At 66.3% G+C, this 25,136-nt stretch carries 19 protein-coding genes, 1 tRNA gene and 3 rRNA genes; 10 read left to right on the top strand and 13 right to left on the bottom strand.

Going from position 1 to position 25,136, the window contains the following annotated elements:
* Window positions 1–7: 7 nt before the first annotated feature.
* Window positions 8–2,662 (bottom strand): valine--tRNA ligase, encoded by a 2,655-nt coding sequence (locus tag HDA40_RS29430; RefSeq protein WP_253761050.1) that lies wholly within the window; start codon window positions 2,660–2,662, stop codon window positions 8–10.
* Between the two features lie 103 nt (window positions 2,663–2,765).
* On the opposite strand from HDA40_RS29430, the gene HDA40_RS29425 reads away from it, so the two are divergent.
* On the top strand, window positions 2,766–3,686 hold the full coding sequence (locus HDA40_RS29425; RefSeq protein WP_253761049.1) for a hypothetical protein: 921 nt from the start codon (window positions 2,766–2,768) through the stop codon (window positions 3,684–3,686).
* Window positions 3,687–3,876: 190 nt separating this feature from the next.
* Window positions 3,877–4,509, top strand: coding sequence for a hypothetical protein (locus tag HDA40_RS29420; RefSeq protein WP_253761048.1), 633 nt, complete (start codon window positions 3,877–3,879; stop codon window positions 4,507–4,509).
* Window positions 4,510–4,600: 91 nt separating this feature from the next.
* Here the strand turns inward: HDA40_RS29420 and rrf are convergent.
* From rrf to HDA40_RS29400, 4 genes are all read right to left on the bottom strand, one after another.
* A 5S ribosomal RNA gene (gene rrf, locus HDA40_RS29415) occupies window positions 4,601–4,717 on the bottom strand.
* Between the two features lie 107 nt (window positions 4,718–4,824).
* Window positions 4,825–7,942: ribosomal RNA gene (locus HDA40_RS29410) — 23S ribosomal RNA — on the bottom strand.
* 400 nt (window positions 7,943–8,342) lie between these two features.
* Window positions 8,343–9,858 (bottom strand): 16S ribosomal RNA (locus HDA40_RS29405).
* The 16S, 23S and 5S rRNA genes sit together here, the layout of an rRNA operon.
* 430 nt (window positions 9,859–10,288) lie before the next feature.
* On the bottom strand, window positions 10,289–11,131 hold the full coding sequence (locus HDA40_RS29400) for a DMT family transporter (protein ID WP_253761047.1): 843 nt from the start codon (window positions 11,129–11,131) through the stop codon (window positions 10,289–10,291).
* Window positions 11,132–11,158: 27 nt separating this feature from the next.
* On the opposite strand from HDA40_RS29400, the gene HDA40_RS29395 reads away from it, so the two are divergent.
* Window positions 11,159–11,800: a helix-turn-helix domain-containing protein gene (locus tag HDA40_RS29395; protein ID WP_253761046.1), complete on the top strand. Its 642-nt coding sequence runs from the start codon at window positions 11,159–11,161 to the stop codon at window positions 11,798–11,800.
* 151 nt (window positions 11,801–11,951) lie between these two features.
* On the opposite strand, the gene HDA40_RS29390 is transcribed toward HDA40_RS29395, so the two are convergent.
* From HDA40_RS29390 to HDA40_RS29365, 6 genes are all read right to left on the bottom strand, one after another.
* Window positions 11,952–13,160, bottom strand: a complete 1,209-nt coding sequence (locus HDA40_RS29390) for an MFS transporter (protein WP_253761045.1) — start codon at window positions 13,158–13,160, stop codon at window positions 11,952–11,954.
* 75 nt (window positions 13,161–13,235) lie between these two features.
* The gene (gene clpX / locus HDA40_RS29385) at window positions 13,236–14,531 is read right to left on the bottom strand and encodes an ATP-dependent Clp protease ATP-binding subunit ClpX (RefSeq protein ID WP_253761044.1); all 1,296 of its coding nucleotides are present in this window, start codon (window positions 14,529–14,531) and stop codon (window positions 13,236–13,238) included.
* A gap of 180 nt (window positions 14,532–14,711) precedes the next feature.
* A complete protein-coding gene (locus tag HDA40_RS29380; protein WP_253761043.1) occupies window positions 14,712–15,350 on the bottom strand; it encodes an ATP-dependent Clp protease proteolytic subunit in 639 nt (212 codons plus the stop codon).
* Window positions 15,351–15,365: 15 nt separating this feature from the next.
* Entirely contained in the window at window positions 15,366–15,980 is a 615-nt protein-coding gene (locus tag HDA40_RS29375; RefSeq protein WP_253761042.1) for a ClpP family protease, read from the bottom strand.
* Window positions 15,981–16,144: 164 nt separating this feature from the next.
* Window positions 16,145–17,491 carry a trigger factor gene (gene tig, locus HDA40_RS29370; RefSeq protein ID WP_253761041.1) on the bottom strand — a complete coding sequence of 449 codons (1,347 nt, stop codon included), beginning with the start codon at window positions 17,489–17,491 and terminating at the stop codon, window positions 16,145–16,147.
* A gap of 391 nt (window positions 17,492–17,882) precedes the next feature.
* Entirely contained in the window at window positions 17,883–18,143 is a 261-nt protein-coding gene (locus HDA40_RS29365; protein ID WP_253761040.1) for a hypothetical protein, read from the bottom strand.
* Window positions 18,144–18,299: 156 nt separating this feature from the next.
* Here HDA40_RS29365 and HDA40_RS29360 point away from each other — a divergent pair.
* Both HDA40_RS29360 and HDA40_RS29355 read left to right on the top strand, forming a co-directional pair.
* Window positions 18,300–18,373: transfer RNA gene (locus tag HDA40_RS29360), tRNA-Pro, on the top strand.
* Window positions 18,374–18,410: 37 nt separating this feature from the next.
* Window positions 18,411–18,878, top strand: coding sequence for a ribose-5-phosphate isomerase (locus tag HDA40_RS29355; RefSeq protein WP_253761039.1), 468 nt, complete (start codon window positions 18,411–18,413; stop codon window positions 18,876–18,878).
* A 4-nt stretch (window positions 18,879–18,882) separates the two neighbouring features.
* Here the strand turns inward: HDA40_RS29355 and HDA40_RS42250 are convergent, their stop codons facing one another.
* A complete protein-coding gene (locus HDA40_RS42250) occupies window positions 18,883–19,071 on the bottom strand; it encodes a hypothetical protein (protein WP_372503216.1) in 189 nt (62 codons plus the stop codon).
* Between the two features lie 100 nt (window positions 19,072–19,171).
* Here HDA40_RS42250 and HDA40_RS29345 point away from each other — a divergent pair, with 100 nt between their 5' ends.
* From HDA40_RS29345 to HDA40_RS29330, 4 genes are all read left to right on the top strand, one after another.
* The gene (locus HDA40_RS29345) at window positions 19,172–19,747 is read left to right on the top strand and encodes a hypothetical protein (RefSeq protein WP_253761038.1); all 576 of its coding nucleotides are present in this window, start codon (window positions 19,172–19,174) and stop codon (window positions 19,745–19,747) included.
* A 383-nt stretch (window positions 19,748–20,130) separates the two neighbouring features.
* Window positions 20,131–20,469, top strand: coding sequence for a hypothetical protein (locus HDA40_RS29340; protein WP_253761037.1), 339 nt, complete (start codon window positions 20,131–20,133; stop codon window positions 20,467–20,469).
* Between the two features lie 31 nt (window positions 20,470–20,500).
* On the top strand, window positions 20,501–22,348 hold the full coding sequence (locus HDA40_RS29335) for a M91 family zinc metallopeptidase (RefSeq protein ID WP_253761036.1): 1,848 nt from the start codon (window positions 20,501–20,503) through the stop codon (window positions 22,346–22,348).
* Window positions 22,335–22,943 (top strand): hypothetical protein, encoded by a 609-nt coding sequence (locus HDA40_RS29330; protein ID WP_253761035.1) that lies wholly within the window; start codon window positions 22,335–22,337, stop codon window positions 22,941–22,943. Before HDA40_RS29335 ends, HDA40_RS29330 begins: the two co-directional genes overlap by 14 nt.
* Before the next feature lie 52 nt (window positions 22,944–22,995).
* On the opposite strand, the gene HDA40_RS29325 is transcribed toward HDA40_RS29330, so the two are convergent.
* Window positions 22,996–24,183 carry a lipase gene (locus HDA40_RS29325; RefSeq protein WP_253761034.1) on the bottom strand — a complete coding sequence of 396 codons (1,188 nt, stop codon included), beginning with the start codon at window positions 24,181–24,183 and terminating at the stop codon, window positions 22,996–22,998.
* A gap of 177 nt (window positions 24,184–24,360) precedes the next feature.
* Here HDA40_RS29325 and HDA40_RS29320 point away from each other — a divergent pair, with 177 nt between their 5' ends.
* Window positions 24,361–25,077 (top strand): hypothetical protein, encoded by a 717-nt coding sequence (locus HDA40_RS29320; RefSeq protein WP_253761033.1) that lies wholly within the window; start codon window positions 24,361–24,363, stop codon window positions 25,075–25,077.
* The last annotated feature ends 59 nt before the right edge of the window (window positions 25,078–25,136 follow it).

The following is a 25,136-nucleotide window of genomic DNA, read 5'->3' as shown; positions in this document are numbered from 1 at the left end:
CCCCCCGTCACGCCGCCGGAAGGGCGGCAAGAGCGGCGTCGATGCGCGCGAGGTCGGACTCCGCCGCCGCCAGCCGCTGCTCGATCTTGGCGACCACCTCGGCCGGAGCCTTCGCGGTGAACGCCTCGTTGCCCAGCTTCGCCCGGCACTGGGCGGCCTCCTTCTCGGCGGCCACCCGGTCCTTGGTCAGCCGCGCGCGTTCGGCGGCGACGTCGATGCTGCCCCGGGTGTCGAGCGCGACCGTCACTCCCCCGACGACGGTCAGCGTGGCCGTCGCGGCGAACCCGTCGGCGGCGTGCTCCAGGCGTACCAACGAGAAGATGAGGTCCTCGTGGCCCGAAATGCCCACAGACTCGAGGCCCGCGAGCGTCGCCGCCACCCGCTGACCCGGCTTGAGCCCCTGGTCGGCCCGGAACCGGCGGACCTCGGTGACCACGCGCTGGAGCGCCTCCAGCTCGGCCTCGGCCGCATCGTCGACGAGCCGGGGCTCGACCGTCGGCCATGCCTGCGAGACCACCGTGGCCTGGCGGGTGAGCGCCGACCACAGTTCGTCGGTGACGAAGGGGATGACCGGGTTCAGGAGCCGCAGGAGTTGGTCGAGGACATGCCCCAGAACCCGCCGGGTACGCTCGGCCGCCTCGCCGCCGCCGGCGAGCACCGGCTTGGCCAGCTCGACGTACCAGTCGCAGACGTCGTCCCAGGCGAAGTGGAACAGCGCGTCGCAGGCCTTCCCGAACTCGAAGCCGTCGAAGTACTCGTCGACCTCGGTGATGGTGTGCTGCAGCCGGGACAGGATCCAGCGGTCCACAGCGGACAGCTCGGTCGGCAGCGCGCCTTCGACGGTCGCGCCGTTGAGCAACGCGAACCGGGTGGCGTTCCACAGCTTGTTGCAGAAGTTGCGGGAGCCCTGCACCCACTCCTCGCTGACGGCCACGTCCGAGCCCGGGTTCGAGCCGCGGGCGAGGGCGAACCGGGTGGCGTCGGCACCGAAGCGGTCCATCCAGTCCAGCGGGTCGACGACGTTGCCGAACGACTTCGACATCTTCTTGCCGTACTGGTCGCGGACCATGCCGTGCAGCGCCACGACGTCGAACGGCTGCTTGCCGTCCATCGCGTAGAGGCCGAACATCATCATCCTGGCGACCCAGAAGAAGAGGATGTCGTAGCCGGTGACCAGGACGTTGGTCGGGTAGAACTTGGCCAGGTCGGCGGTCGGCTCCGGCCAGCCGAGCGTGGAGAACGGCCACAGCGCGCTGGAGAACCAGGTATCGAGGACGTCCTCGTCCTGCCTCCAGCCGTCGCCGGACGGCGGCTGCTCGTCGGGGCCGACGCAGACGACCTCGCCGGCCGGGCCGTACCAGACCGGGATGCGATGGCCCCACCACAGCTGCCGCGAGATGCACCAGTCGTGCATGTTGTCGACCCAGGCGAAGTAGCGCTTGGCCAGCTCGACCGGCTCGATACGGACGCGGCCGTCGCGCACGGCGTCGCCGGCCGCCTTGGCCAGCGGGCCGGTGTTGACGAACCACTGCAACGACAGGCGAGGCTCCACAGTGGTCTTGCATCGGGAGCAGTGGCCGACGGCGTGCACGTACGGGCGCTTCTCGGCGACGATGCGACCCTGCTCGCGCAGCGCGGCCACGATCGCCGGGCGCGCCTCGAACCGGTCGAGCCCCTCGAACGGGCCGTGCGCCGTGACGACGCCGCGCTCGTCCATGATGGTCAGCGAGGGCAGCGAGTGCCGCTGGCCGATCTCGAAGTCGTTGGGGTCGTGCGCCGGGGTCACCTTGACCGCGCCGGTGCCGAAGGCCGGGTCGACGTGCTCGTCGGCGACGATCGGGATCATGCGCCCGGTGAACGGCAGCTCGACCTCGGTGCCGATCAGGTGCTGGTAACGCTCGTCGTCGGGGTGCACCGCGACCGCCGTGTCACCCAGCATCGTCTCGACGCGGGTGGTGGCGACCACGATCGCGTCTTCCCCCTCGCCGCTGAGCTGCTGGTCCGGCTCCCGAGCGGAGCCGTAGCGGATCGAGACCAGCTCGCCCTCGTCGTCGGAGTGCTCCACCTCGATGTCCGACAGCGCCGTGAGACAGCGCGGGCACCAGTTGATGATGCGCTCGGCCCGGTAGATCAGGCCGTCGTCGTAGAGCCGCTTGAAGATCGTCTGCACTGCGCGGGACAGACCGTCGTCCATGGTGAACCGCTCGCGGCTCCAGTCGACGGAGTCGCCGAGCCGGCGCATCTGGCCGAGGATCGTGCCGCCGGACTCGGCCTTCCACTCCCAGACCTTCTTGACGAACGCCTCGCGGCCCAGATCGTGCCGCGACAGGCCCTCGGCGGCGAGCTTGCGCTCGACGACGTTCTGGGTGGCGATGCCCGCGTGGTCCATGCCGGGCAGCCACAGCGTCTCGTAACCCTGCATCCGCTTGCGGCGGACGATGGAGTCCTGGATGGTGTGGTCAAGGGCGTGACCGATGTGCAACGATCCGGTCACGTTCGGCGGCGGGATGACGATGGTGAACGGAGGCTTGTCACTCGCGGCATCGGCGCTGAAATGCCCGCCCTCGACCCACTGCTCATATCGGCGTTGCTCCACCTCACCGGGCTGGTACGCGGCGGCGAGCTCGACGGTCGAAGGGGTGTTCTGGGCAGTCTCGGTCACCAGGTCAGTCTACGGACCGGCTCGGTACGCCCGTCCGCGGCGGTGGCCCCGGGGCGCTGAGACCGTTTACGATCGCCCGGCACCCCTGAAAAGGAGCCAAACCGTGACCTACCCCTCCGGCGGCTCGCAGCCGTCTTCCCGCGTTGAGCGCGACCGCGCACAACAGGGATCCGCCGGGTACCGGCCGCAGCACGGCTACCAGCCGTCCGGCGGTTACGGCGACGAACCCCACGACCCGTACGCCAGCCTCGGCGAACTGAACGACGGGGCGCAGCAGCAAGACCCCTACCGGCAGGACCAGTATCAGGACCAGCGCACCGCCGAGTACCCCCGCCAGGTCTTCCCTCGCCAGGCGACGCGCGACGATCCGGCACCGCCAGCCGCCTCGGCCACCGGTTTCACCCCGGCCGTGCCGCCCGCGAGCGGATTCGATTCCACTCCGGCCGCCGACCAACCGCCGCGCAAGCGCACCGGTCTCAAGGTCTTCCTCGCGGCAGCGATCGTCCTCGTCCTCGCCGGCGGCGTCGCCGGATACGTCTTCGGCAAGCCGATCATGGCCGAATACCCCGCGACCGTCGCCGCCCCGGACACGATCGCCGGATACCCGCGGTCCACCTCGGCCGAATTGAAGTCGATCGGCGACCAGATGGACAGCGACCTGCGGCAGGGCGCCGGGTTCAAGACCACCGCCGCCGGCGTCTACCACAAGGAGACCGACGCGCAGCAGAAGATCATCATGATCTTCGCGGGCAGCAAACTCATCCTGCGCCCGCAAGCCGAACTGAACGCGGCGTACGACGCGATCGAATCCGGCGGCCTCCAGCTCGCCGACCGTAAAGCCATCCCGGCCGGACCGCTCGGCGGCCGCGCCGAGTGCGCGACCTCGGTCACCGGCGGCGTCAAGCTGTCGATCTGTGGATGGGCCGACCACGGCGCGCTCGGCATGGTGATGTTCTTCGACCGCGGCTCCGCCGAGGCGGCCAAGCTTCTGCTCGACTTCCGGCAGACCATCCAGCACCGCTGACGACTCGCACAACGGCCGGGCCGTCAGGCCCGGCCCTTGCTTTGTCCGCCGTGGAGTCACGGCGAACAGACTCGCGCTTGCTAAGCTCCGCGGGTCTCGGGAGGTCGAAATCATGACAGAGCAGCACGATAAGGTACGCACAGAGCAGGTACCGGCAGCGCGATCAGCGTCGGAGCCACAAACGACGGTCGTGTCCACCGAACCGGCCGACATCCTCACGAGTACCACGAAGAGCCGCAACCCTTGGGCTGGATGGTCACGTCGGCGCCGCTGGGTCGCGATGACCGGCTCAGTCGTCGGATGTGGCGTACTCGCCGCAGGGATCACGCTGGGCCCGACGGGATACCGCATGCTGGCGCAGAAGGATGCCACCCTGACCACTCCGGCCACCGCGGCCGGCCTCACCCTCGACACGACCGACGCCGCGAAGTCGGCCGCCGACGATCTGCGTACGGTGCTCGACGCGGGCTTCTCCCTCGACGAGACGGTGGCCGGGGTCTACGGCGATCCGGCCCAAGCCGCGCGATCGGTGCTCTTCGTCGGCGGTACCGCCTTCCTCGGCCGCCCGGAGAAGGAGCTCGACGAGCTGTTCGCCCTCCTCGACGACCAGGCCGGCGGCGTACGCGACGTCCGCGCCGTGGACGCGGGACCGCTCGGTGGCGTGATGCGCTGCGGAGCAGCCGAAGGATCGGATGCGACCATGACTATCTGCGGCTGGGCCGACTACGGCAGCATCGCACTCGCGATGTTCCCGCAGCGGAATGCCGACGAGTCCGCGCAGCTGCTCCGTGATCTGCGTACGGCGGTCCAGCACCGGAACTAAGCGCTCCGCAATTGGGCGCAATCGGGCGCCCAATGCATTGGATGCGGAAATGCAATTAGCCCCCGCTTTCGCGGGGGCTAATTGAAAGTTTGTCCGGCGGTGTCCTACTCTCCCACACCGTCCCCGGTGCAGTACCATCGGCGCTGGAGGGCTTAGCTTCCGGGTTCGGAATGTAACCGGGCGTTTCCCCTCCGCCATGACCGCCGTAACACTATCAACCTGTCAAACCACGAGCCCAAATCCGGCTACGAGTGGTTGCTGGTCGTGATGTGAAAAGTGAACGCGAGCAACAAGACGAATCTATCGTCGAATGTTTTAGTCAAGTCCTCGGCCTATTAGTACCAGTCCACTGAACCCGTTACCGAGCTTACATGTCTGGCCTATCAACCCAGTCGTCTACCTGGGGGCCTTACCCACTCACGTGGTGGGAGACCTCATCTTGAAGCGAGCTTCCCGCTTAGATGCTTTCAGCGGTTATCCCTTCCGAACGTAGCCAACCAGCCATGCACCTGGCGGTACAACTGGCACACCAGAGGTTCGTCCGTCCCGGTCCTCTCGTACTAGGGACAGCCCTTCTCAAGTCTCCTGCGCGCACGGCGGATAGGGACCGAACTGTCTCACGACGTTCTAAACCCAGCTCGCGTACCGCTTTAATGGGCGAACAGCCCAACCCTTGGGACCTGCTACAGCCCCAGGATGCGACGAGCCGACATCGAGGTGCCAAACCATCCCGTCGATATGGACTCTTGGGGAAGATCAGCCTGTTATCCCCGGGGTACCTTTTATCCGTTGAGCGACACCGCTTCCACAAGCCAGTGCCGGATCACTAGTCCCGACTTTCGTCCCTGCTCGACCCGTCAGTCTCACAGTCAAGCTCCCTTGTGCACTTGCACTCAACACCTGATTGCCAACCAGGCTGAGGGAACCTTTGGGCGCCTCCGTTACCCTTTAGGAGGCAACCGCCCCAGTTAAACTACCCACCAGACACTGTCCCTGAACCGGATAACGGTCCGAAGTTAGATACCCAAACACAACAGAGTGGTATTTCAACGTTGCCTCCACCCGAACTGGCGTCCGAGCTTCACAGGCTCCCACCTATCCTACACAATTGAGTCCGAATACCAATGTCAAGCTATAGTAAAGGTCCCGGGGTCTTTCCGTCCTGCCGCGCGTAACGAGCATCTTTACTCGTAGTGCAATTTCGCCGGGCCTGTGGTTGAGACAGTGGGGAAGTCGTTACGCCATTCGTGCAGGTCGGAACTTACCCGACAAGGAATTTCGCTACCTTAGGATGGTTATAGTTACCACCGCCGTTTACTGGCGCTTAAGTTCTCAGCTTCGCCGTGAGGCTAACCGGTCCCCTTAACGTTCCAGCACCGGGCAGGCGTCAGTCCATATACAGCGTCTTACGACTTCGCATGGACCTGTGTTTTTAGTAAACAGTCGCTTCCCCCTGCTCTCTGCGACCCCCACCAGCTCAGACAGCATGTGCCATCACCAGCAGAGGCCCCCCTTCTCCCTAAGTTACGGGGGCAATTTGCCGAGTTCCTTAACCACAGTTCGCCCGTCGCCTCGGTATTCTCTACCTGACCACCTGTGTCGGTTTCGGGTACGGGCCGCTCACAACTCGCTAGAGGCTTTTCTCGGCAGCATAGGATCACTGACTTCACCTGATACGGCTCGGCATCACGTCTCACCCCCATGTGCCACGGATTTACCTATGGCACGGGCTACACGCTTACCCCGGCACAACCACCGGCCGGGCTCAGCTACCTTCCTGCGTCACCCCATCGCTCACCTACTACCCACCAAGATCCCAACCACAAAAGCCTCAGCCCGAAGGCCTCCGCTCCCGCAGGAGGTTAGTACAGTGAGGTTCAGCGTTGACGCTGCTTCGCGGGTACGGGAATATCAACCCGTTGTCCATCGACTACGCCTCTCGGCCTCGCCTTAGGTCCCGACTCACCCAGAGCAGATAAGCTTGACTCTGGAACCCTTGGTCATCCGGCGGCAGGGTTTCTCACCCTGCTTTCGCTACTCATGCCTGCATTCTCACTCGCACGCGCTCCACGGCTAGGTCACCCTGCCGCTTCCCCGCACGCACGACGCTCCCCTACCCACCCACACGCCTAGACCGGAGACCCGCAGGTACATCCGGCCGAGCAAAGTGTGAGTGCCACGGCTTCGGCGGTGTGCTTGAGCCCCGCTACATTGTCGGCGCGGAACCACTTGACCAGTGAGCTATTACGCACTCTTTCAAGGGTGGCTGCTTCTAAGCCAACCTCCTGGTTGTCTGCGCGATCCCACATCCTTTCCCACTTAGCACACGCTTAGGGGCCTTAGCCGGCGATCTGGGCTGTTTCCCTCTCGACTACGAAGCTTATCCCCCGCAGTCTCACTGCCACGCTCTCACTTACCGGCATTCGGAGTTTAGCTGACTTCGGTAAGCTTGTAGGCCCCCTAGGCCATCCAGTAGCTCTACCTCCGGCAAGAAACACGTGACGCTGCACCTAAATGCATTTCGGGGAGAACCAGCTATCACGGAGTTTGATTGGCCTTTCACCCCTAACCACAGGTCATCCCCCAACTTTTCAACGTTGGTGGGTTCGGCCCTCCACGAAGTCTTACCTTCGCTTCAGCCTGCCCATGGCTAGATCACTCCGCTTCGGGTCTAGGACACGCGACTGAACCGCCCTATTCAGACTCGCTTTCGCTACGGCTACCCCACCCGGGTTAACCTCGCCACATGCCACTAACTCGCAGGCTCATTCTTCAAAAGGCACGCCGTCACCTTCAGCTTACGCTGTCAGCTCCGACGGATTGTAGGCGAACGGTTTCAGGTACTATTTCACTCCCCTCCCGGGGTACTTTTCACCATTCCCTCACGGTACTTGTCCGCTATCGGTCACCAGGTAGTATTCAGCCTTACCAGGTGGTCCTGGCAGATTCACGGCAGATTACAGGAGTCCGCCGCTACTCGGGACACGCCACAGGAGATCTGGAACTTTCACCTACCGGACTATCACCGTCTACGGTGCGCCTTCCCATGCGCTTCGACTAACCCCAGATTTTGTAACTCCTCGACCGGTTGTCAGCCCGATCCGTGGCATCCCACAACCCCCCACGTGCAACCCCTGACAGGTATCACACACGCAAAGTTTAGGCTACATCCGCTTTCGCTCGCCACTACTCACGGAATCACTATTGTTTTCTCTTCCTGCCGGTACTGAGATGTTTCACTTCCCGGCGTTCCCCCCTACACCCTATGAATTCAGGTGCAGGTAACACGACATGACTCGTGCTGGGTTCCCCCATTCGGACACCCTGGGATCACAGCTAGGTTGACAGCTCCCCCAGGCCTATCGCGGCCTCCCACGTCCTTCATCGGCTCCTGGTGCCAAGGCATCCACCGTCCGCCCTTAACAACTTGACCAAAGACAGATAGATACTTCTCGGCTTCTACAAACATGTCAAAAACATGCAGAGAAACAAGATGCTCGCGTCCACTATCCACATCTCAACAAACAACCAACCACAACCCACCAGACCAACACCAGCCCAGACTCCGAAGAGCTGACGGTATGAAGATCAAGGCGTGATCGGACCCAAGAAAACCGCCCCAGAGGCTTGTTCTCTCAGATACCCAACAGGGTGCTCATCATCCGATACCAGCCGCACCAACCCTGTTCCACGCAGAACTTTCGCCCCGCAGTACTAAGAGGTCGGCCGTTGCCGGCCCAGACTAACCAGTGTCTCCGCCAATTGAGCCCCCCGGACAGACATTCGCCATCCGTGAGGTCCTGCCCTGCTTTCACAGGGGAGGTGCTCCTTAGAAAGGAGGTGATCCAGCCGCACCTTCCGGTACGGCTACCTTGTTACGACTTCGTCCCAATCGCCAGCCCCACCTTCGACCGCTCCCTCCACAAGGGTTAGGCCACGGGCTTCGGGTGTTGCCGACTTTCGTGACGTGACGGGCGGTGTGTACAAGGCCCGGGAACGTATTCACCGCAGCAATGCTGATCTGCGATTACTAGCGACTCCGACTTCACGGGGTCGAGTTGCAGACCCCGATCCGAACTGAGACCGGCTTTTTGGGATTCGCTCCACCTTACGGCATCGCAGCCCATTGTACCGGCCATTGTAGCATGCGTGAAGCCCTGGACATAAGGGGCATGATGACTTGACGTCATCCCCACCTTCCTCCGAGTTGACCCCGGCAGTCTCCCATGAGTCCCCGGCATAACCCGCTGGCAACATGGAACGAGGGTTGCGCTCGTTGCGGGACTTAACCCAACATCTCACGACACGAGCTGACGACAGCCATGCACCACCTGTCACCGACCCCGAAGGACCCCGCATCTCTGCGAGATTTCCGGTGATGTCAAACCCAGGTAAGGTTCTTCGCGTTGCATCGAATTAATCCGCATGCTCCGCCGCTTGTGCGGGCCCCCGTCAATTCCTTTGAGTTTTAGCCTTGCGGCCGTACTCCCCAGGCGGGGCGCTTAATGCGTTAGCTACGGCACAGGAAACCGGAGAGGCCCCCCACACCTAGCGCCCAACGTTTACAGCGTGGACTACCAGGGTATCTAATCCTGTTCGCTCCCCACGCTTTCGCTCCTCAGCGTCAGTATCGGCCCAGAGACCCGCCTTCGCCACCGGTGTTCCTCCTGATATCTGCGCATTTCACCGCTACACCAGGAATTCCAGTCTCCCCTACCGAACTCCAGCCCGCCCGTATCAACCGCAAGCCCGAAGTTAAGCCCCGGGTTTTCACGGTTGACGCAACGAGCCGCCTACGAGCTCTTTACGCCCAATAAATCCGGACAACGCTCGCGCCCTACGTCTTACCGCGGCTGCTGGCACGTAGTTGGCCGGCGCTTCTTCTGCAGGTACCGTCACTTGCGCTTCGTCCCTGCTGAAAGAGGTTTACAACCCGAAGGCCGTCATCCCTCACGCGGCGTCGCTGCATCAGGCTTTCGCCCATTGTGCAATATTCCCCACTGCTGCCTCCCGTAGGAGTCTGGGCCGTGTCTCAGTCCCAGTGTGGCCGGTCGCCCTCTCAGGCCGGCTACCCGTCAAAGCCTTGGTAGGCCATCACCCCACCAACAAGCTGATAGGCCGCGAGCCCATCCCAAGCCGAAAAACTTTCCACACCCAACCATGCGATCAAATGTGTATATCCGGTATTAGCCATCGTTTCCGACAGTTATCCCAGAGCCCGGGGCAGGTTACTCACGTGTTACTCACCCGTTCGCCGCTCGAGTACCCCGAAGGGCCTTTCCGCTCGACTTGCATGTGTTAAGCACGCCGCCAGCGTTCGTCCTGAGCCAGGATCAAACTCTCCAACAAAGAATTCAAAAATCCTGGCAACACCAAATCAATGGTGCAACCAAAGGAATCATCACGAGGATGATATGTGCATACTTTGGCACTGGCTTTACAAGCACCCTGTTGAGTTCTCAAAGAACAAGCACACACCATCAACCACCCGACTTCCGCCGGGCCGCATCAGGGGCAACTCGTCCAGCCTACCCGACCGACTTCGCACACCCCCACCGGGGGCCTGCATCACTCGAGGATTCGCGCTCCGGCCTCCCGCCGAGGTAACCCTCGTCGTTCTCGTCCGTGCCGCGCTGGCAGAGAGAACATTACGCGATGCCCTACGCCGCTCGCAAATCGGGGGTCGTTGTCCCCCGTCACACTCACGATCGACGCCCGCTCCATTCGGCGTACTCGCTGGTCAAGAGGGTGAAACGCGGATCGTGACCATTGTGGATTGTCACGTGGCGGTGAGCACGAGCGCGAGTGCGGCGAGTCCTAGACCGGCGAATTGCAGTGGCCGCATGCGTTCTTTCTCCACGAGAAGCGCGAGCAACACGGTGCTGGCCGGATAGAGCGCCGCGATCGGCGCGATGACCGAGAGATCGCCCCGCTGGACCGCAAGCAGGTAGAAGCCGTTGGCCAGAGTGTCGCCGAGACCTGCCGCTGCCGCGAGCGCGAGCGTCGTACGCCCGTCGAGGCGCAGTCGTGCGCCGGCCTTCCACACCAGGAACAAACCGACGGCGAGTGACGAAGCCCGGACACCGAGCATCGGCCAGAGGCCCGCATCGGCGTCAGCGAAGCCGAGGATGATGAAGAAGCCGCCGAAACAGGCGCCGGCGAGCAGGGCGAGGCCGACGGTGGCCACGCTCACCTTCGCAGGTTCCCCCGGTCGGCTTGGGGCGAGGCTCACCAGCCCGATCGCAGCGACCGCGCAGAACGCTCCGGCGAGCGCCGCGGGTGCGGGACGTTCCCCCTGGAGCAGCCCACCCAGGATCGGCACGATCGCCGAGGTCACCGCGGTCGTCGGAGCGACCACCGCCATGGCGCCCTGGGACAGCCCACGGTAGAGCAGGACTATCCCGAAAAGCCCGAGTACGCCCGCCGCCGCGCCCCATAGCAGGTCAACACCGCGTGGCGTGCCGGGGATGACGACCATCATCAGTGCGATCATCGGAAGACCGAGTATTTGCGAGAGCACGGTCACGGAGAGCGGATGAGCGCGCTGCGACGCCTTTCCGCCGCAGAAGTCCGACGCGCCCCAGATCAGGGCGCAGGCAGCGGCGAGGGTGATCGCGTACACCTGGGCAGTGGTATCACGATATTGACCGTGGAGGACAGTGTGGTAGCCGACACGTCGCCGGTCACGGCGTCGATCGCCTCGTCCGCTGAGGAACTCAACGCGGCGGTGGCACTCCATGTACGAGCGCTGCGTACCGGACGCGGATGGTCGCTGGACGAGCTGTCCGGACGCTCCGGCGTCAGCAAGGGCATGCTCGTGCAGATCGAGGGTGCGCGGACCAACCCCAGTATCGGGACGCTGTCCCGGGTCGCCGACGCGTTCGGTGTCACCGTCGCCCGTCTCCTGGAACCCGCGGTCGACCGCACCGTCCACGTGAGCGAGTACGAGGAGGCGCCGGTCCTGTGGCGCGGCGGCCGAGGCGGCACCGCGCGACTGCTGCGCGGCCTGCAAGACACGGAACTCTGGGACTGGCGGCTCGCCCCGCACGAGACCCACTCCCCCGACGACCACCGCCCCGGTACGCGCGAAGTCATCTCCGTGCTCGCCGGAACCCTGGTCGTGACCGTCGGCGGCGAGGAGCACACCGTCTACGCCGGACAGACGATCGACCTGATCGCCGACCGTACGCACACCTATGCGAACCCGACGGACGTGCCGGCCCGGTTCATGATGCTCGTGACGATGCCGCCGCGCGAACACGATCGCCGCCTCATCCGCCAACGCACCTAACGCCCCGCCCCCGCTTCCCCGTCGACCCCTTCCCCGTCGACCCCTTCCCGTTGATCATGAACTTTCGGTCATGATCGACCGGCGTGTCGCGTGCCGGGGACCCTGATCAACTCCGTAGGCCAATGATCGATTCGAGCTGTGGGAGCGAGTGTCAGGCGGTGACGGACTCGGGTTCGCGGCTGTGCACGATGTCGGCCGAGCGCAGAGCGGGAGCGGCGAGCGTCATCACGAGGATCAGCACCGTGACCACCGCGAAGGACACCGTGAGCGAGGTGAGGTTCGCGATCCCGCCGACGATGCCGGGCGCGGCCAAACCGGCCCCGTACGACACCGTGGCGACGCCGGCGATGGCGTGGGCCCGGGTCGCCGTGCTCTCCGCGCTGTGCCCGGCAGCAGCGAAGGCCAGCGGCACCACCACGGCGATCCCGATGCCGACCAAGGCGAACCCGCCGATCGCCGCGATCTTCGCCCCTAGGGAGTCACCAGCCACTCCGGCGATCACAATAAGCACTCCACCGAGGACGCCGAGAACCCCGGCGACGCGTACGGTCGGCACTGGACCCCAGCGGCGTACGACGGCGTCTCCGGTGAGCCGGCCGAGCGTCATCGCGCCCGCGAAGCAGGCGTACGCCACCGCGCCGGTCGCATCGCCCGCGCCGAGCCGGTTGACGAGGTAGACGGCGCTCCAGTCCGCCGACGCCGCCTCCGCGAAGATCGCGGCGAAGCCGACCAGGCCGATGATGAGGATCGGACCCTTCGGCAACGCGAACCTGGGCGCGCCGTCGTCCTCCTCCTCGTCCTCGACGGGAGTCTGCGACGGGAGGTACGAACAGGCCCACACCGCGACGACGATCGCGACGAGGGTGGCGCCGATGAAGTTCGCCCGGCCGGAGACGTCGTTATGGGCCAGCAGCCAGCCGACGCCGCCCGCGAGGAAGCCGCCGATGCTCCAGCCACCGTGCAGACTCGACATGATGGATCGGCCCAGCTGCCGCTCGACCGCGATGCCCTCGGCGTTCATCGCCATGTCGGCTGTTCCCGCGAAGGCGCCCGCGAGGAACATGGCCACCGCCAGCGTGGGCAGCGTGGGCATGAAGGAGATCAGGGTCAGGGCCAGCGCCCAGCCGGTGAGCAGCAGGAGGGTGGCCCGTCGACCGCCCAGACGATGCACCACGCGGCCGGCGAAGGGCATCGTCAGAATCGCGCCGACGGACGGCATGACCAGGGCGTACCCGAGCTTTCCGACACCACCGCCGGCGAGACCGACATGATCGGCGATCCAGGGCATCCGGGCGGCGAGACTGCCGCTGATGGAGCCGTGGACGGCGAAAATGGTCGCTACCGACCAGCGCGGAGACATGCCGTCGAAACTACACCGGCGAGCGGGCGTCCGTGGGAGCGCTCTCCTGCACTCTGGGACGCCGAGCCCAGCTGATTACGCGGAGCGTTCCTCACCGCGGTGCCGCGCCCGGCGACCGACGAAGTCGCGGGGCACGATGGTCGGGTAGACCTTCTCCAGCACCGTGGCCCTGGTGATCTGGACCTTCTCGGCGTTGGGGTCGCTCGGCACCTCGTACATGACCGACAGCAGAACCTCTTCGAGGATCGCGCGCAGCCCCCGCGCTCCGGTGCCGCGCAGCATCGCCTGGTCGGCGATCGCCTCCAGGGCGGTCGGCTCGAACTCCAGGGCGACGTTGTCCAGCTCGAAGAGTCGCTGGTACTGCTTTACCAACGCGTTGCGCGGCTCGGAGAGGATCCGGACCAGCGCCGTGCGGTCGAGGCTGCGGACGTTGGTCAGCACCGGGAGCCGGCCGATGAACTCGGGGATCATCCCGAACTTCAGCAGGTCCTCGGGCATGACCTGGGCCAGGATGTCGTCGGTCTTACGCTCGGAGACCGCCCGCAGGTGCGAGCCGAAGCCGAGACCGCTGCTGCCGGTCCGGCCCTCGATGATCTCCTCCAGGCCGGCGAACGCGCCGCCGCAGATGAACAGGATGTTCGTGGTGTCGATCGACACGAACTCCTGGTTCGGGTGCTTGCGGCCGCCCTGCGGCGGGACGTTGGCGACGGTGCCTTCGAGGATCTTCAGCAGTGCCTGCTGCACGCCCTCGCCGGAGACGTCACGGGTGATCGAGGGGCTGTCGGACTTGCGGGAGATCTTGTCGATCTCGTCGATGTAGACGATGCCGGTCTCGGCGCGCTTGATGTCCCAGTCGGCGGCCTGGATCAGCTTGAGGAGGATGTTCTCGACGTCCTCGCCGACATAGCCTGCCTCGGTCAGCGCGGTCGCGTCGGCGATCGCGAACGGGACGTTCAGCATGCGGGCCAGGGTCTGCGCCAGGTGGGTCTTCCCGCACCCGGTCGGGCCGATCATCATGATGTTCGACTTCTGCAGCTCGACGGCCTCGCCGTCGCGGTGCCCGTGGCCGCCGGTGTCCGCCTGGATGCGCTTGTAGTGGTTGTAGACCGCCACCGCGAGCGCCTTCTTGGCCTGCTCCTGCCCGATCACGTATTGATCGAGGAATTGGCAGATCTCGACCGGCTTCGGCAACTCCTCGAAGCGGACCTGGTCCTCGCCGGCCAGCTCCTCCTCGATGATCTCGTTGCAGAGGTCGATGCATTCGTCGCAGATGTAGACGCCCGGTCCCGCGATGAGCTTCTTCACCTGGCGCTGCGACTTGCCGCAGAAGGAGCACTTCAGCAGGTCGCCGCCATCGCCGATACGTGCCACCTACGACTCTCCCTCGCCCGTTGGCCCTGCTGTCGCCGCCCGTCGGTCTGACACCGGTGACGGGGAGCGCGTCTTTGCCGACTTGACGTTACCCTTTGTCGGCTTGTTTCACCGAGTCAGGGAGCGCCCTCGCGTGTCGCCGCAGGCGCTCCCTGACTCGCGTGGAGCTGTGTGGAGATCTTACCGAACGGCCGCGAGCGGCGTCTTCTTCCGGCTGGCGAGAACAGTGTCGACCAGACCGTAGTCCTTGGCCTCGTCCGCCGTCAGAATCTTGTCCCGGTCGATGTCCTTCTTGACCTTGTCGAGCTCCTGACCCGAGTGACGGGCGAGCAGCTCCTCCAGGTTGTTCCGCATCCGCATGATCTCACGCGCCTGGATCTCGATGTCCGAGCCCTGCCCGTAACCACCTTCGGTGGCGGGCTGGTGGATGATGATCCGGGAGTTCGTGAGGGCGAGACGCTTACCCGGCGTCCCCGCCGCGAGCAGCACGGCTGCGGCGCTGGCGGCCTGCCCGAGGCAGACCGTCATGATGTCCGGGCGGATGTACTGCATGGTGTCGTAGATGGCGGTCATCGCCGTGAACGATCCACCGGGCGAGTTGATGTACATCGTGATGTCCCGGTCCGGGTCCCGGGCCTCGAGGACGAGCAGCTGCGCCATGATGTCGTTGGCGGAGGCGTCGTCGACCTGGACGCCCAGGAAGATCACGCGCTCGTCGAAGAGCTTCGAGTACGGGTCCATGGCCCGCTCGCCGAGCGCCGTCTTCTCGACGAACTGCGGCAGCACGTACCGGTTGGTCACCGGAGCGAAGTCAGACATTTAGCTCTATCTCCTTCAGTTCCCCACCGGCACCGGGGAGACACCCTCGATGACGTGATCGATGAAACCGTAATCGCGGGCGTCCTCGGCGGTGAACCAGCGGTCCCGATCGGAGTCGAGCTCGATCTGGCTGACGGTCTGCCCGGTGTGCTGCGCGATCAGGTCGATCATCAGGCGCTTGGTCTGGATCATCTGCTCGGCCTGGATCGCGATGTCGGCCGCGGTGCCGCCGATGCCGCCGGACGCCTGGTGCATCATGATCCGGGCGTGCTTCAACGCGTACCGCTTGCCCTTGGCGCCCGCGCACAGCAGCATCTGGCCCATGCTGGCCGCCATGCCCAGCGCGACGGTCGAGATGTCGTTCGGTACGTACTGCATGGCGTCGTAGATCGCCATGCCGTCGTAGACCGACCCGCCCGGCGAGTTGATGAAGATGGTGATGTCCCGCTCGGGGTCTTCAGCCGACAGCAGCAGCAGCTGAGCACAGATCCGGTTCGACACCTGCGTGTTGACCTCGCTGCCCAGGAAGATGATGCGTTCCTTGAGCAGCCGGTTGTAGATCGAGTCGTCGAGACCGAGACCGATTTGGTCGGACCCCCGCATCTGCGGTGGGAGGTGAAGCTCGCTCATGCCAACCCTTCTGATGTTCAAGTGTCGTACGCCGACCCTAACCCCTCGCTACGACGAACCCTTCCCAGATCGCCTGGTGTTCGCTGTGGGCGCAGGCGTCTGGATCAACGCAGCGAGGGCGGCCGAGACTCGCCGTCCCTGCCGCCCTCGTCCCGCGTACGCGGTCAGTCGTGGTCGTGACCCTCGTGGTCATCGGCACCCCGGAGGTCGTCCAGGGTCAGCACGTTCCCGTCGGTGTCCTTCATGATCACGCTCTCCATGATCTGGGCGAGCGCCTTGCCCCGGCGCACGTCGCCGAAGACGGAGGCGGCCAGACCGGCCTGGACCAGCTGGTCGTAGTAGGCCTGCGGGGCCATGCCGACGCGCTGCGCCCGGTGCACGATCTCGTGCCCGAACTCGTCGTCGCTGACCTGGATGTCGTTGGCGTCGGCCAGGGCGTCGAGGACGAGCTGGATCTTGACGCCCTCGGTGGCCGCCTCGGCCAGCTCGGCGTCGATCTGCTCCTCGGTCTTCTCCTCGGCCTCGAGGTACTCCGCGAGGGAGGCGCCGACCCGCTCCAGCTCCTGCGCCATCGACTGCTTGCGCTGGGCTACCTCGTCGCGTACCACACCCTCGGGGGCCGGGACTCCGCTGAGCTTGACGATCTCGGTGAGCGCCTTGTCGCGAGCCGCGTAGAGCTGCTCGACCTTCTTGACCCGGGTCAGCCGCTCGCTCAGGTTGCCGCGCAGCTCGTCGAGAGTGTCGAACTCGCTGGCCAGGCCGGCGAACTCGTCGTCCAGCTCGGGGAGTTCCTTCTCCTTGACGGTCCGGACGGTGACCTTGACGTCCGCGTCCTTGCCGGCGTGGTCGCCGCCCACCAGCTGGGTGACGAAGCTCTGCTCGTCGCCGGCCGACAGGCCGACGAGGACCTCGTCCAGGCCGGGCAGCAGCTGGCCGGAGCCGACCTCGTGCGAGACGTTGCTGGCCTGACCGCCCTCGACCTCGGCGCCGTCGACCGTCGCCAGGAGGTCGATCTGGACGAAGTCGCCGTCAGCGGCGGCGCGCTCGACCGTCTTCAGCGTGGCGAACCGCTGCCGCAGCCCGTCGACCTGGGTCTCGATCTCGCTGTCGTCGATCTGGATCGGGTCCACCTCGACGGAGATCGCGGACAGCTCGGGCAGCTCGACCTCGGGCCGGACGTCCACCTCGGCGGTGAACTTCAGCGGCTGGCCGTCGGCGAACTCCTGGATGTCGACCTCCGGGCGGCCGAGCAGCTTGACGTCGTGCTCCTTCACGGCGGCGACGATCTGCTGCGGGATGGCCTCCTCGACCGCCTCCTGCAGCACCGCGCCGCGACCGACCCGCTGGTCGATGACCTGGGCCGGCACCTTGCCCTTGCGGAAGCCGGGGATGGTGACCTGCGCGCCGATCTCCCGGTACGCCTTCATGAGGCTCGGCTCGAGCTCGGCGAACGGCACCTCGATGGCGAGCCGCACCCGGGTCGGGCTCAGAGTCTCGACGGTGCTCTTCACAGACGTACTCCTTGAATCATGCAGGCAACGTGGCAAGGGCTACTTGAAGCCCGGTCGAGTGTAGGCGAATACATAGGCGAGTGCCCGCATCGGGCCAGGCGTTCCCGACAGATGTCACACTGCGTAGTCGTCCCGAGCCCCTGCCGGCCGCGTCAAACCGGACAAAAGCCCAGGGGCGGCCGCCTCGCCGAACCGGACAAAAGCCCGGTGGAGTCCCGCCCGGCTGCTACGGACTGAACCCCACCGGGGGTTGTGACGGCACGCACGCGGCGACGCCGCGGAACAGACATCGACTGCCCGCCGAGACGAACTCCGCCGCCCCACAGGGTCGACGGGTCGCCTATACGACAGGACGGCTCACGCAGGTTTCCGGCGGGTACGCCGGAAGAGGTCACCCGGCCTCGCCCTGTCCGCTCCGCGCCAATCCGGTCACCGGCTTCCACCCGGGCGGGGCGACGTGCCGGCCCGGATACGGGCTGACGGCGGGCCGCCGCCGGTGCAGGGTGGTGGTCGCCTGGCGTACCGCCGGAGCGGTCGCGCGTACCAGGAGAACCACGGCGACAAGGCAGGCCAGAGCGACCAGGAGCGGGCCGTACCAGTCGCCCTGGAATGCTCGGGCGACATCGCTCAGCCACGAGGAGTCACTGGTCACCTACTCATGGTCACGCCCCAGACGGAGGCACGTAAGGCGATTCGCGAAAATGATCCGCAGTTGTTCGCGACACCGCGATCCGTGCCCGGGAACCGGTGACGCGCGTACGCCCGCGTTGTGCATAGACTGACGCGTGCGCCGCCACGGGCGGCGCTTCGGGGTGTGGCGCAGTTTGGTAGCGCGTCCGCTTTGGGAGCGGAAGGCCGTCGGTTCAAATCCGGCCACCCCGACAACCTCCGCGGCCGACGGGCTGGAAGACTCAGCGCCATGCGCGTCTACCTGGGATCCGACCACGCCGGCTACGAGCTGAAGGTGCACCTCGTCAGCCACCTGGCCAGCCTCGGTTACGAGATCGTCGACATCGGCCCGAGCACGTTCGACCCGGACGACGACTACCCCGCTTTCTGCCTCGCGACCGGCGCCGCTGTGGTGGCCGACCCGGGCAGCCTGGGGATCGTCATCGGCGGCTCCGGCAACGGCGAGCAGATCGCCGCGAACAAGGTCGAGGGCGTACGCGCCGCGCTGGCCTGGAACGTGGAAACCGCCCAACTCAGCCGCGAGCACAACGACGCCAACATCGTCGGCATCGGTGCCCGGCAGCACACGCTCGACGAGGCGACCAGCATCGCCGAGACCTTCCTCGCGACGCCGTTCTCGCAGAACCCCCGGCACGCGCGGCGCATCGCCCAGGTCGCCGAGTACGAGAAGACGCGGATCGTTCCGGAACTGCCGTAATCCGTCAGCGGCGGGGCAGCTCGTCTCGGGGCACCCAGCCCCGGCGCACGATCAGCAGGGACTCCTCGGCGCGGGCGAGATCTTCCTCGGTGGGTCGGCTCGCATCCCGGGCCCTCATCGCGGCAACCACGCTGACCTGTGACGATCCCGCTCCGACGAGGCTTCGCAAGCCCCGCTCGACGTCCGGTTCCATGGTTCGACCGTAGCCCGTGGCACTGTCGCAGGGAAGAACTACGCTGTTCGGGTCGCCGCACGGTCGGGCGTCGTCGCACGGTCGGGCCAGGGGAGGGCACGTGAGCGAGCAGAAACGCCATGGTCTGGACAAGACCATCGATCTCTCGGCAACCGAGGAGCCGACGCATCACCTGCACCCTTCGCCGGGAAACGTCGGTTACTCCCCCGGCGTCGCGGCGGTGGGCCGGTCGGCGTCGGTCGGCGAGCCGACCCTCACCTTCGAGGAGCCGACGGACGTCGGCGGGCCCGGGATCATCACCCGGGGCCCCCTCAAGCAGCCCACGGTGCCACTGCGGCAGCGACTGCGCCAGCTACGCCGCGGCGGTCGCTGGAGCCTCGTCGGCGCGGCCGTACTGGTCGCCTGCTGGGGTCTGTTCGCCGTGTCGGCCAGCTCCGGCGACCAGGCCGGGGCCGCCCTCGCCCTCGTGGTGATCCTCGTCGTCGGCGCGTTCCTCTTCGGCCTCAGCCGCCTGCTCGGTCTGGTCGTCCTGGAGCGCACCTTCGGCCGCGTGCGCCGCTCCGCCTGGGTTTCGCACGCGGTCGCCGGGCTGTTCTGGGCCGCCTCCGGAGTCACTTATCTCACCCGGATCAGCTGGCTCGTCGAGGCCTGGAACTGGTTGCGCGGCGTCGGCTGACGCCCCTGGCCGCAAGCCCGGGAATCCGCACGCCTCGGGATTGGCACCTCTCGGCATGGGCACCAGATCAGGGATGTGGGCCCTAAATCGGCCAAGATTCGACCCATATCCCTGATCCAGCGGGAAAGGCCGCGCCCAGCGGAAAAAGGCCGCGCCCAGCGGAAAAAGGCCGCGCCCAGCGGGAAGGGCCGCGCCCAGCGGGAAGGGCCGCGCCCAGCGGGAAGGGCCGCGCCCAGCGGGAAGGGCCGCGCCCAGCGGGAAGGGCCGCGCCCAGCGGGAAAGCCAGCAGTAATAGCAGCTCACCGCCACTGTCCACAGTGACTTATCCACAGGCGTAGTCCGACGGGTCGACCTCGGACGTGGCCGTCGATACGCTCGGGAACGTGTCCAATGAAGTCCGCGCCGACCCCGTCGAGTTGACCCGGGTCGCCGACCAGATGCTGCGGTCGTCGCAGCAGATCGACGACGCCTGGCGGGCCGCGCAGGGTCCGCTGGCCGTGCCCGCGACCGCTTTCGGTGACAGCATCGGGGCGGCTGCCGTGGCTCAGGCTCAGGACCAGACGGTCGACGCCGCCGACGTCACCATCGGGCGGCTCGTCGCCGTCCTCGAAGGCGACATGGATCGGCTCTACCGCATCGCGTTCGCGTACAAGAAGGCTGATGACGACGCCGCGGCGAAGGCCCGGCAGCAGCAGCGCAATCACCGCAACATCCCGATCTGACCGAGCACGGCCCGAAGGCAGGAGACGCATAGTGAGGCCCGAGCCGGACGGCCCGACGACGACGAAGCCCGCGCCGATCTCCACGATGGATGTCTGGGATCTGCACGCGCGGCCCGATCAGCTGGACAGCGGCGCGACCCAGTGGCGAGCCGTGACCACCGCGGTCAAGACGTCGGCCGACGACGTCGACCGGGCGGCCAAGGCGCTGGTCAACGGCGCGTGGGAGGGTCCGGCGGCCGACTCGTTCGACGGTCACCGCAAGAAGCTCATCGCCGATCTGGACGCCGCCGAGGAGGCGTCGACCGCGGCCGCCGCCGCGCTGGAGAAGGCGGCGGGTGCGCTGCGGTCGAGTCAGTCGCACCTCACCGAGGAGTGGGGCAAGGTCGTCTCGGTCCAGTTCACCTACGACGGGACCTATCACCTGACGTTCAGCCCGGAGGACGACGCCGAGGCCAAGGTCGTCCATGACTCGATGACGCGGTGCGCACAGATCCGCGGCGATCTCGACGACATCCTGAACGACTGCGTCAGCGACTTCTCGAAGGCACAGGCGAAGTTCAAGTCGGTCGCCGCCAACTGGCTGGCCGTCGCCGACGGCAGCACCGACCCGTTCACCATGCCGCCCGAGGCGAACGACACCGGCGTGATCTACGACGGCAACAAGGTCATCGTCAACACCGGCACGGGCGACGACGACGTGCAGATCAGCGTCGACCCGAAGACCGGTCAGCAGATCGTCACGATCAACGGCACGAAGTACTACTTCCCCGCCGGCGCCGACATCGTGGTGCGCGGCGGCGACGGCAACGACACGATCAGCGTGGCCAAGGGCACCAACGTGCACGTGACGCTGCTGGGTGGCGAGGGCGACGACATCATCTCCGGCGGCGACGGCGACGAGACGATCCTGGGGCTGGACGGCCGGGACCGGATCACCGCCGGGGCGGGCAACGACCGCGTCTCGGGCGGCGCCGATCGGGACTATGTGGACGGTGGCTTCGGCGACAACATCCTGTCCGGCGGCATGGGCGACGACACCGTCTACGGGCTCGACGGCCGCGACCAGATCAGCGGCGGCGAGGGTCAGGACTACCTCGAGGGCGGCAAGGGCGACGACGCGATCTACGGCGGGGCCGGCAACGACATCATCTCCGGCGGCCGAGGCAACGACACCCTCCGCGCCGGGGCCGGCGACGACGTGGTCTACGCCGGTCGCGACAACGACACGACCTATGGCGGGACCGGCCAGGACAAGGTGTTCGGGGAGAAGAACGACACCTCGGTCGGCGCCGAGCAGAACGTGACCGTCGAGATCAAGGACTTCCAGACCTTCATCAACGTCGAGGGCTCGCCGGAGTTCAAGGCGCGTATCGAGGCCGACCTGGACATGCTGGCGTCCTCGCCGCGCGGCCAGCAGATGCTGACCGAGTTGCAGGCCGGGCACGACAAGACCGAGGGCGGCTGGTGGCTCTGGCACGATGACGGCGACTCCCTGACGATCAAGGAGTACAACAACCCCGCCGACCCGAACAACAGCACCGCCAGCCACTCCGGCGGCGACAACACCATCAACCTCAACGTGCACCTGGACGAGCTGACCATGGGCAACGGGCAGACGGTCCAAGGTCCGCCGGTGGCCGTGCTGTACCACGAGATGGCGCACGTCTACGACTACATGAACGATTCCCTCGCGCCCGGCGACTACTCCGGCCCGGACAATCCCGGTGTGCCCAACCGGGAGCGCGAAGCGGCCGGCCTGCCGATCGACGAGGACGGCGACCCGAACACGCCGACCAACATCTACTCGAAGCACCGCTTCGACCTGACGGAGAACGGCCTCCGCGAGGAAATGGGGGCGCCGCACCGTGACGCGTACTAAGAGGTTGTTCGCGGGTGGGCTGGCGGCGCTCCTGGGCGGCTGTTCGGCCGCTCCGGCCGAGCCCGCCGACCCGCCCGCGAGCGGTGCTCCGCCGGCGGTCGGGTTCACCGCCGACGTCCGCGTCGAGGGCCAGTCGGTGCACATCACGTACCAGCTGACCAATCAGTCTCCGGATGAGCTGCTCGTGCTGAATCGCGTACCGGCGGGCGGCAAGACGGATCCCAACGCCGTCTACATCGTCGGGCGTAGCGGCACGCATGTGGTCGAGATCGGCAAGCGGGCCTTCGCCATGCCCGACACCGACAAGGTGAGCTGGGCGCAGGCGTTCCGGGTCGGCGTCACGAAGGTCCCGCCGGGCCAGTCGGTCGGCGAGCAGCTCACGGTGCCGCTGCCGCTGAAGCGCAACCATCCTTACGGCGACGACTACGGCGACGGCGCGATCTCGCTGCCGGATCCGGTCGAGCAGATCGTTTTCTGTCTCGGCGTCGTCCGCGCGTCCGAGGCGAAGGGCCTGGCCGCCGACGAGACGGTGCCGCACCTCAGCTCCACGACATCGGTCCAGCACCTGTTCTGCTCGAACCCGATCGACCTCTGAGTGCCTCGTCGGCTACCGCACTGGAGTTCGGCAGCCGACGAGGCAAGCCCGGTCAGACCAGCGTCGCGAACCATCGTGCGACCTGGGGGACCGACAGCACGAGGGACGTGACGTGGTTGACGTCGCCCACGTCCGTCAGGCTCACGTCGGCGCCGCGCAGGGACTCCTGACAGGCGAGGCTGTTGGCGAAGACGGCCTCCGGATCGCCATGCGCCGCGTACATGCGTACCGGTGCCGTTGGGGCGAAATCGCGGCATGCCACGTCGTTGACTTCGGCGGCTTTCGCCAGGAGGCCGGTCGGGCGGATCAGCCGGTCGGCGTACTCCTGCTGGAGCAGGTCGCCTGGTGCCGCGGGCAGCGCGTCGAGTGTTTCGTCCATCGTGTGTTCCCCGTCGAACAACTCCGCGACATGGCCGGCGTACGGGGCCTGGAAGACCTCCGACTCGTCGTCGTAGAGGTCGTAGACGCGGTCCCACGCGACTGTGAGGTAGGCCAGGTAGTACGCGGCCGCGGCGGGGTCGACGTCGCCGCCCAGGGCGGCCGGCCACTCGATGTCGAACAGCCGGTAGGCGCCGCTGATCGGTGCCAACGCACCCAAGGAGAACCTCCGGTCAGCTCCGTCTTGCAAGGCTTTGGCCAGGAGGAAGGCGGCATTGGCGCCTTCGGAGAAGCCGGAGACTGAGGTCGCTCCGGTGACCAGTCGGCCGGATCGCGCCGCAACCGCTCTCGTCGCGCGCAGAGCGTCGATGGATGCGCTCACCATCGTCGGGGCGTGGAAGTAGGGATGTGTGCCCGGGCCCTCGCCCAGGCCGAGGTAATCCGGTGCCGTCGCGGCATAGCCCAACGAAGCGAACAGCACACCTGCCGCGCGATCGCAGCATGGACTCACCGAGGGCGCGTCCTGCCGGTCGGATTGCGTGCCGTGCAGCCAAACCGCCGGCTTCAGCCGACGCGCACCGTCGCGTGGCAGCACCACGAGGGTGCTAGCGGTCGTGCTGCGTCCGTGCACATCGACCGTGCGGTACACGATCCGGTACGCGTCCACGCCGTGCCGGGCTTCGGGCACCCAGACGCCGATGGGCGTGAGGAAGTCCTTGACCTGCTCCGGATCCATTCCGAAGACCGGAGTACGCGAAACGACCGTGCCACGCCAGGATTGCGCCTGTACCGGTGCGGCGGACGAAGCCACCAGCGCCAGCGCAGCCGCGACTGCCAGAGCGGCTGTCTTCAAAGGATTCATGAGACCCAGCATGATCAGCTTTGCTCACCGGCACACGCCGGTTACCCATCCGGTTCGCGGTAGGGCCTACTCCATAAGCGACTAAGTAGTCTGGGCGGCGTGTACTCCCTCGGGAGTAGACGCGATGCCGCCTAGGGCAGGACGCGGCGTCGCGCTCTGCCCGCGAGGATCGCAGGCATGACCCTCCGCCGCCGCTGCTACGCCGTCGGTCTCGCGCTGATCGCCAGCGGACTCTTCCATCTGCTCGTCTTCGCGATCGACGGCGGTCCGTGGGAAGGCCCGGTCTCCTGGCGCAAGCCCACGACGTTCGGGCTGTCCTTCGGCCTGACGCTACTCACCGTCACCTGGCTCAGCGGCTACCTCCGCGCGCCTCGCTGGCTGCTCGCGGTGTTCGCGGCCGACTGCGTGGTCGAGGTCGCGGGCATCACCGTCCAGGCCTGGCGCGGGGTCCCCTCACACTTCAACATGGAGACCCCGGTCAATCGGGCCATCGCGATGATGCTGGCCGCGGGCGGCTTCATTCTCGTGGCGGTCCTGCTCGCCATGGCTTGGTACGCCTTCCGCGGCGACCCCGCCCAGTCACCGAGCCTGCGGCTGGCGTTGCGTACGGGGTTCGCCACGATGATCATCGCGCTCGCCTCCGGCGCGGCGATGATCGCCCGGGGCGTGACGCTGGTGAACTCCGGCGAGCAGCAGTCGGCGTACCAGTTGGGTGGCTTCTTGAAGCCGCTCCACGGCGTGAGCCTGCACGGCGTGCTGGTGTTGCCCGCGATCGCCTGGCTGGCGGCGCGGCTGCCGTGGACCGAGCCGACCCGAGTACGCCTGATCGCCGCCGCCTCCTTCGCCTACGCCCTCGCCATCCTCGCCGCCCTAGCCCTCTCCCTCTCGCGTTGATCATGGCGTTTCCGGTGGTGACACACCGTCGACACAACGGTTAACTCCATGATCAACGC

This window comes from Hamadaea flava, from assembly GCF_024172085.1.
GTDB classification, from domain to species: Bacteria; Actinomycetota; Actinomycetes; order Mycobacteriales; family Micromonosporaceae; genus Hamadaea; species Hamadaea flava.
The sequence above is the reverse complement of the archived record's forward strand: the minus strand, read 5'-3'. Positions and strand labels throughout refer to the sequence as shown.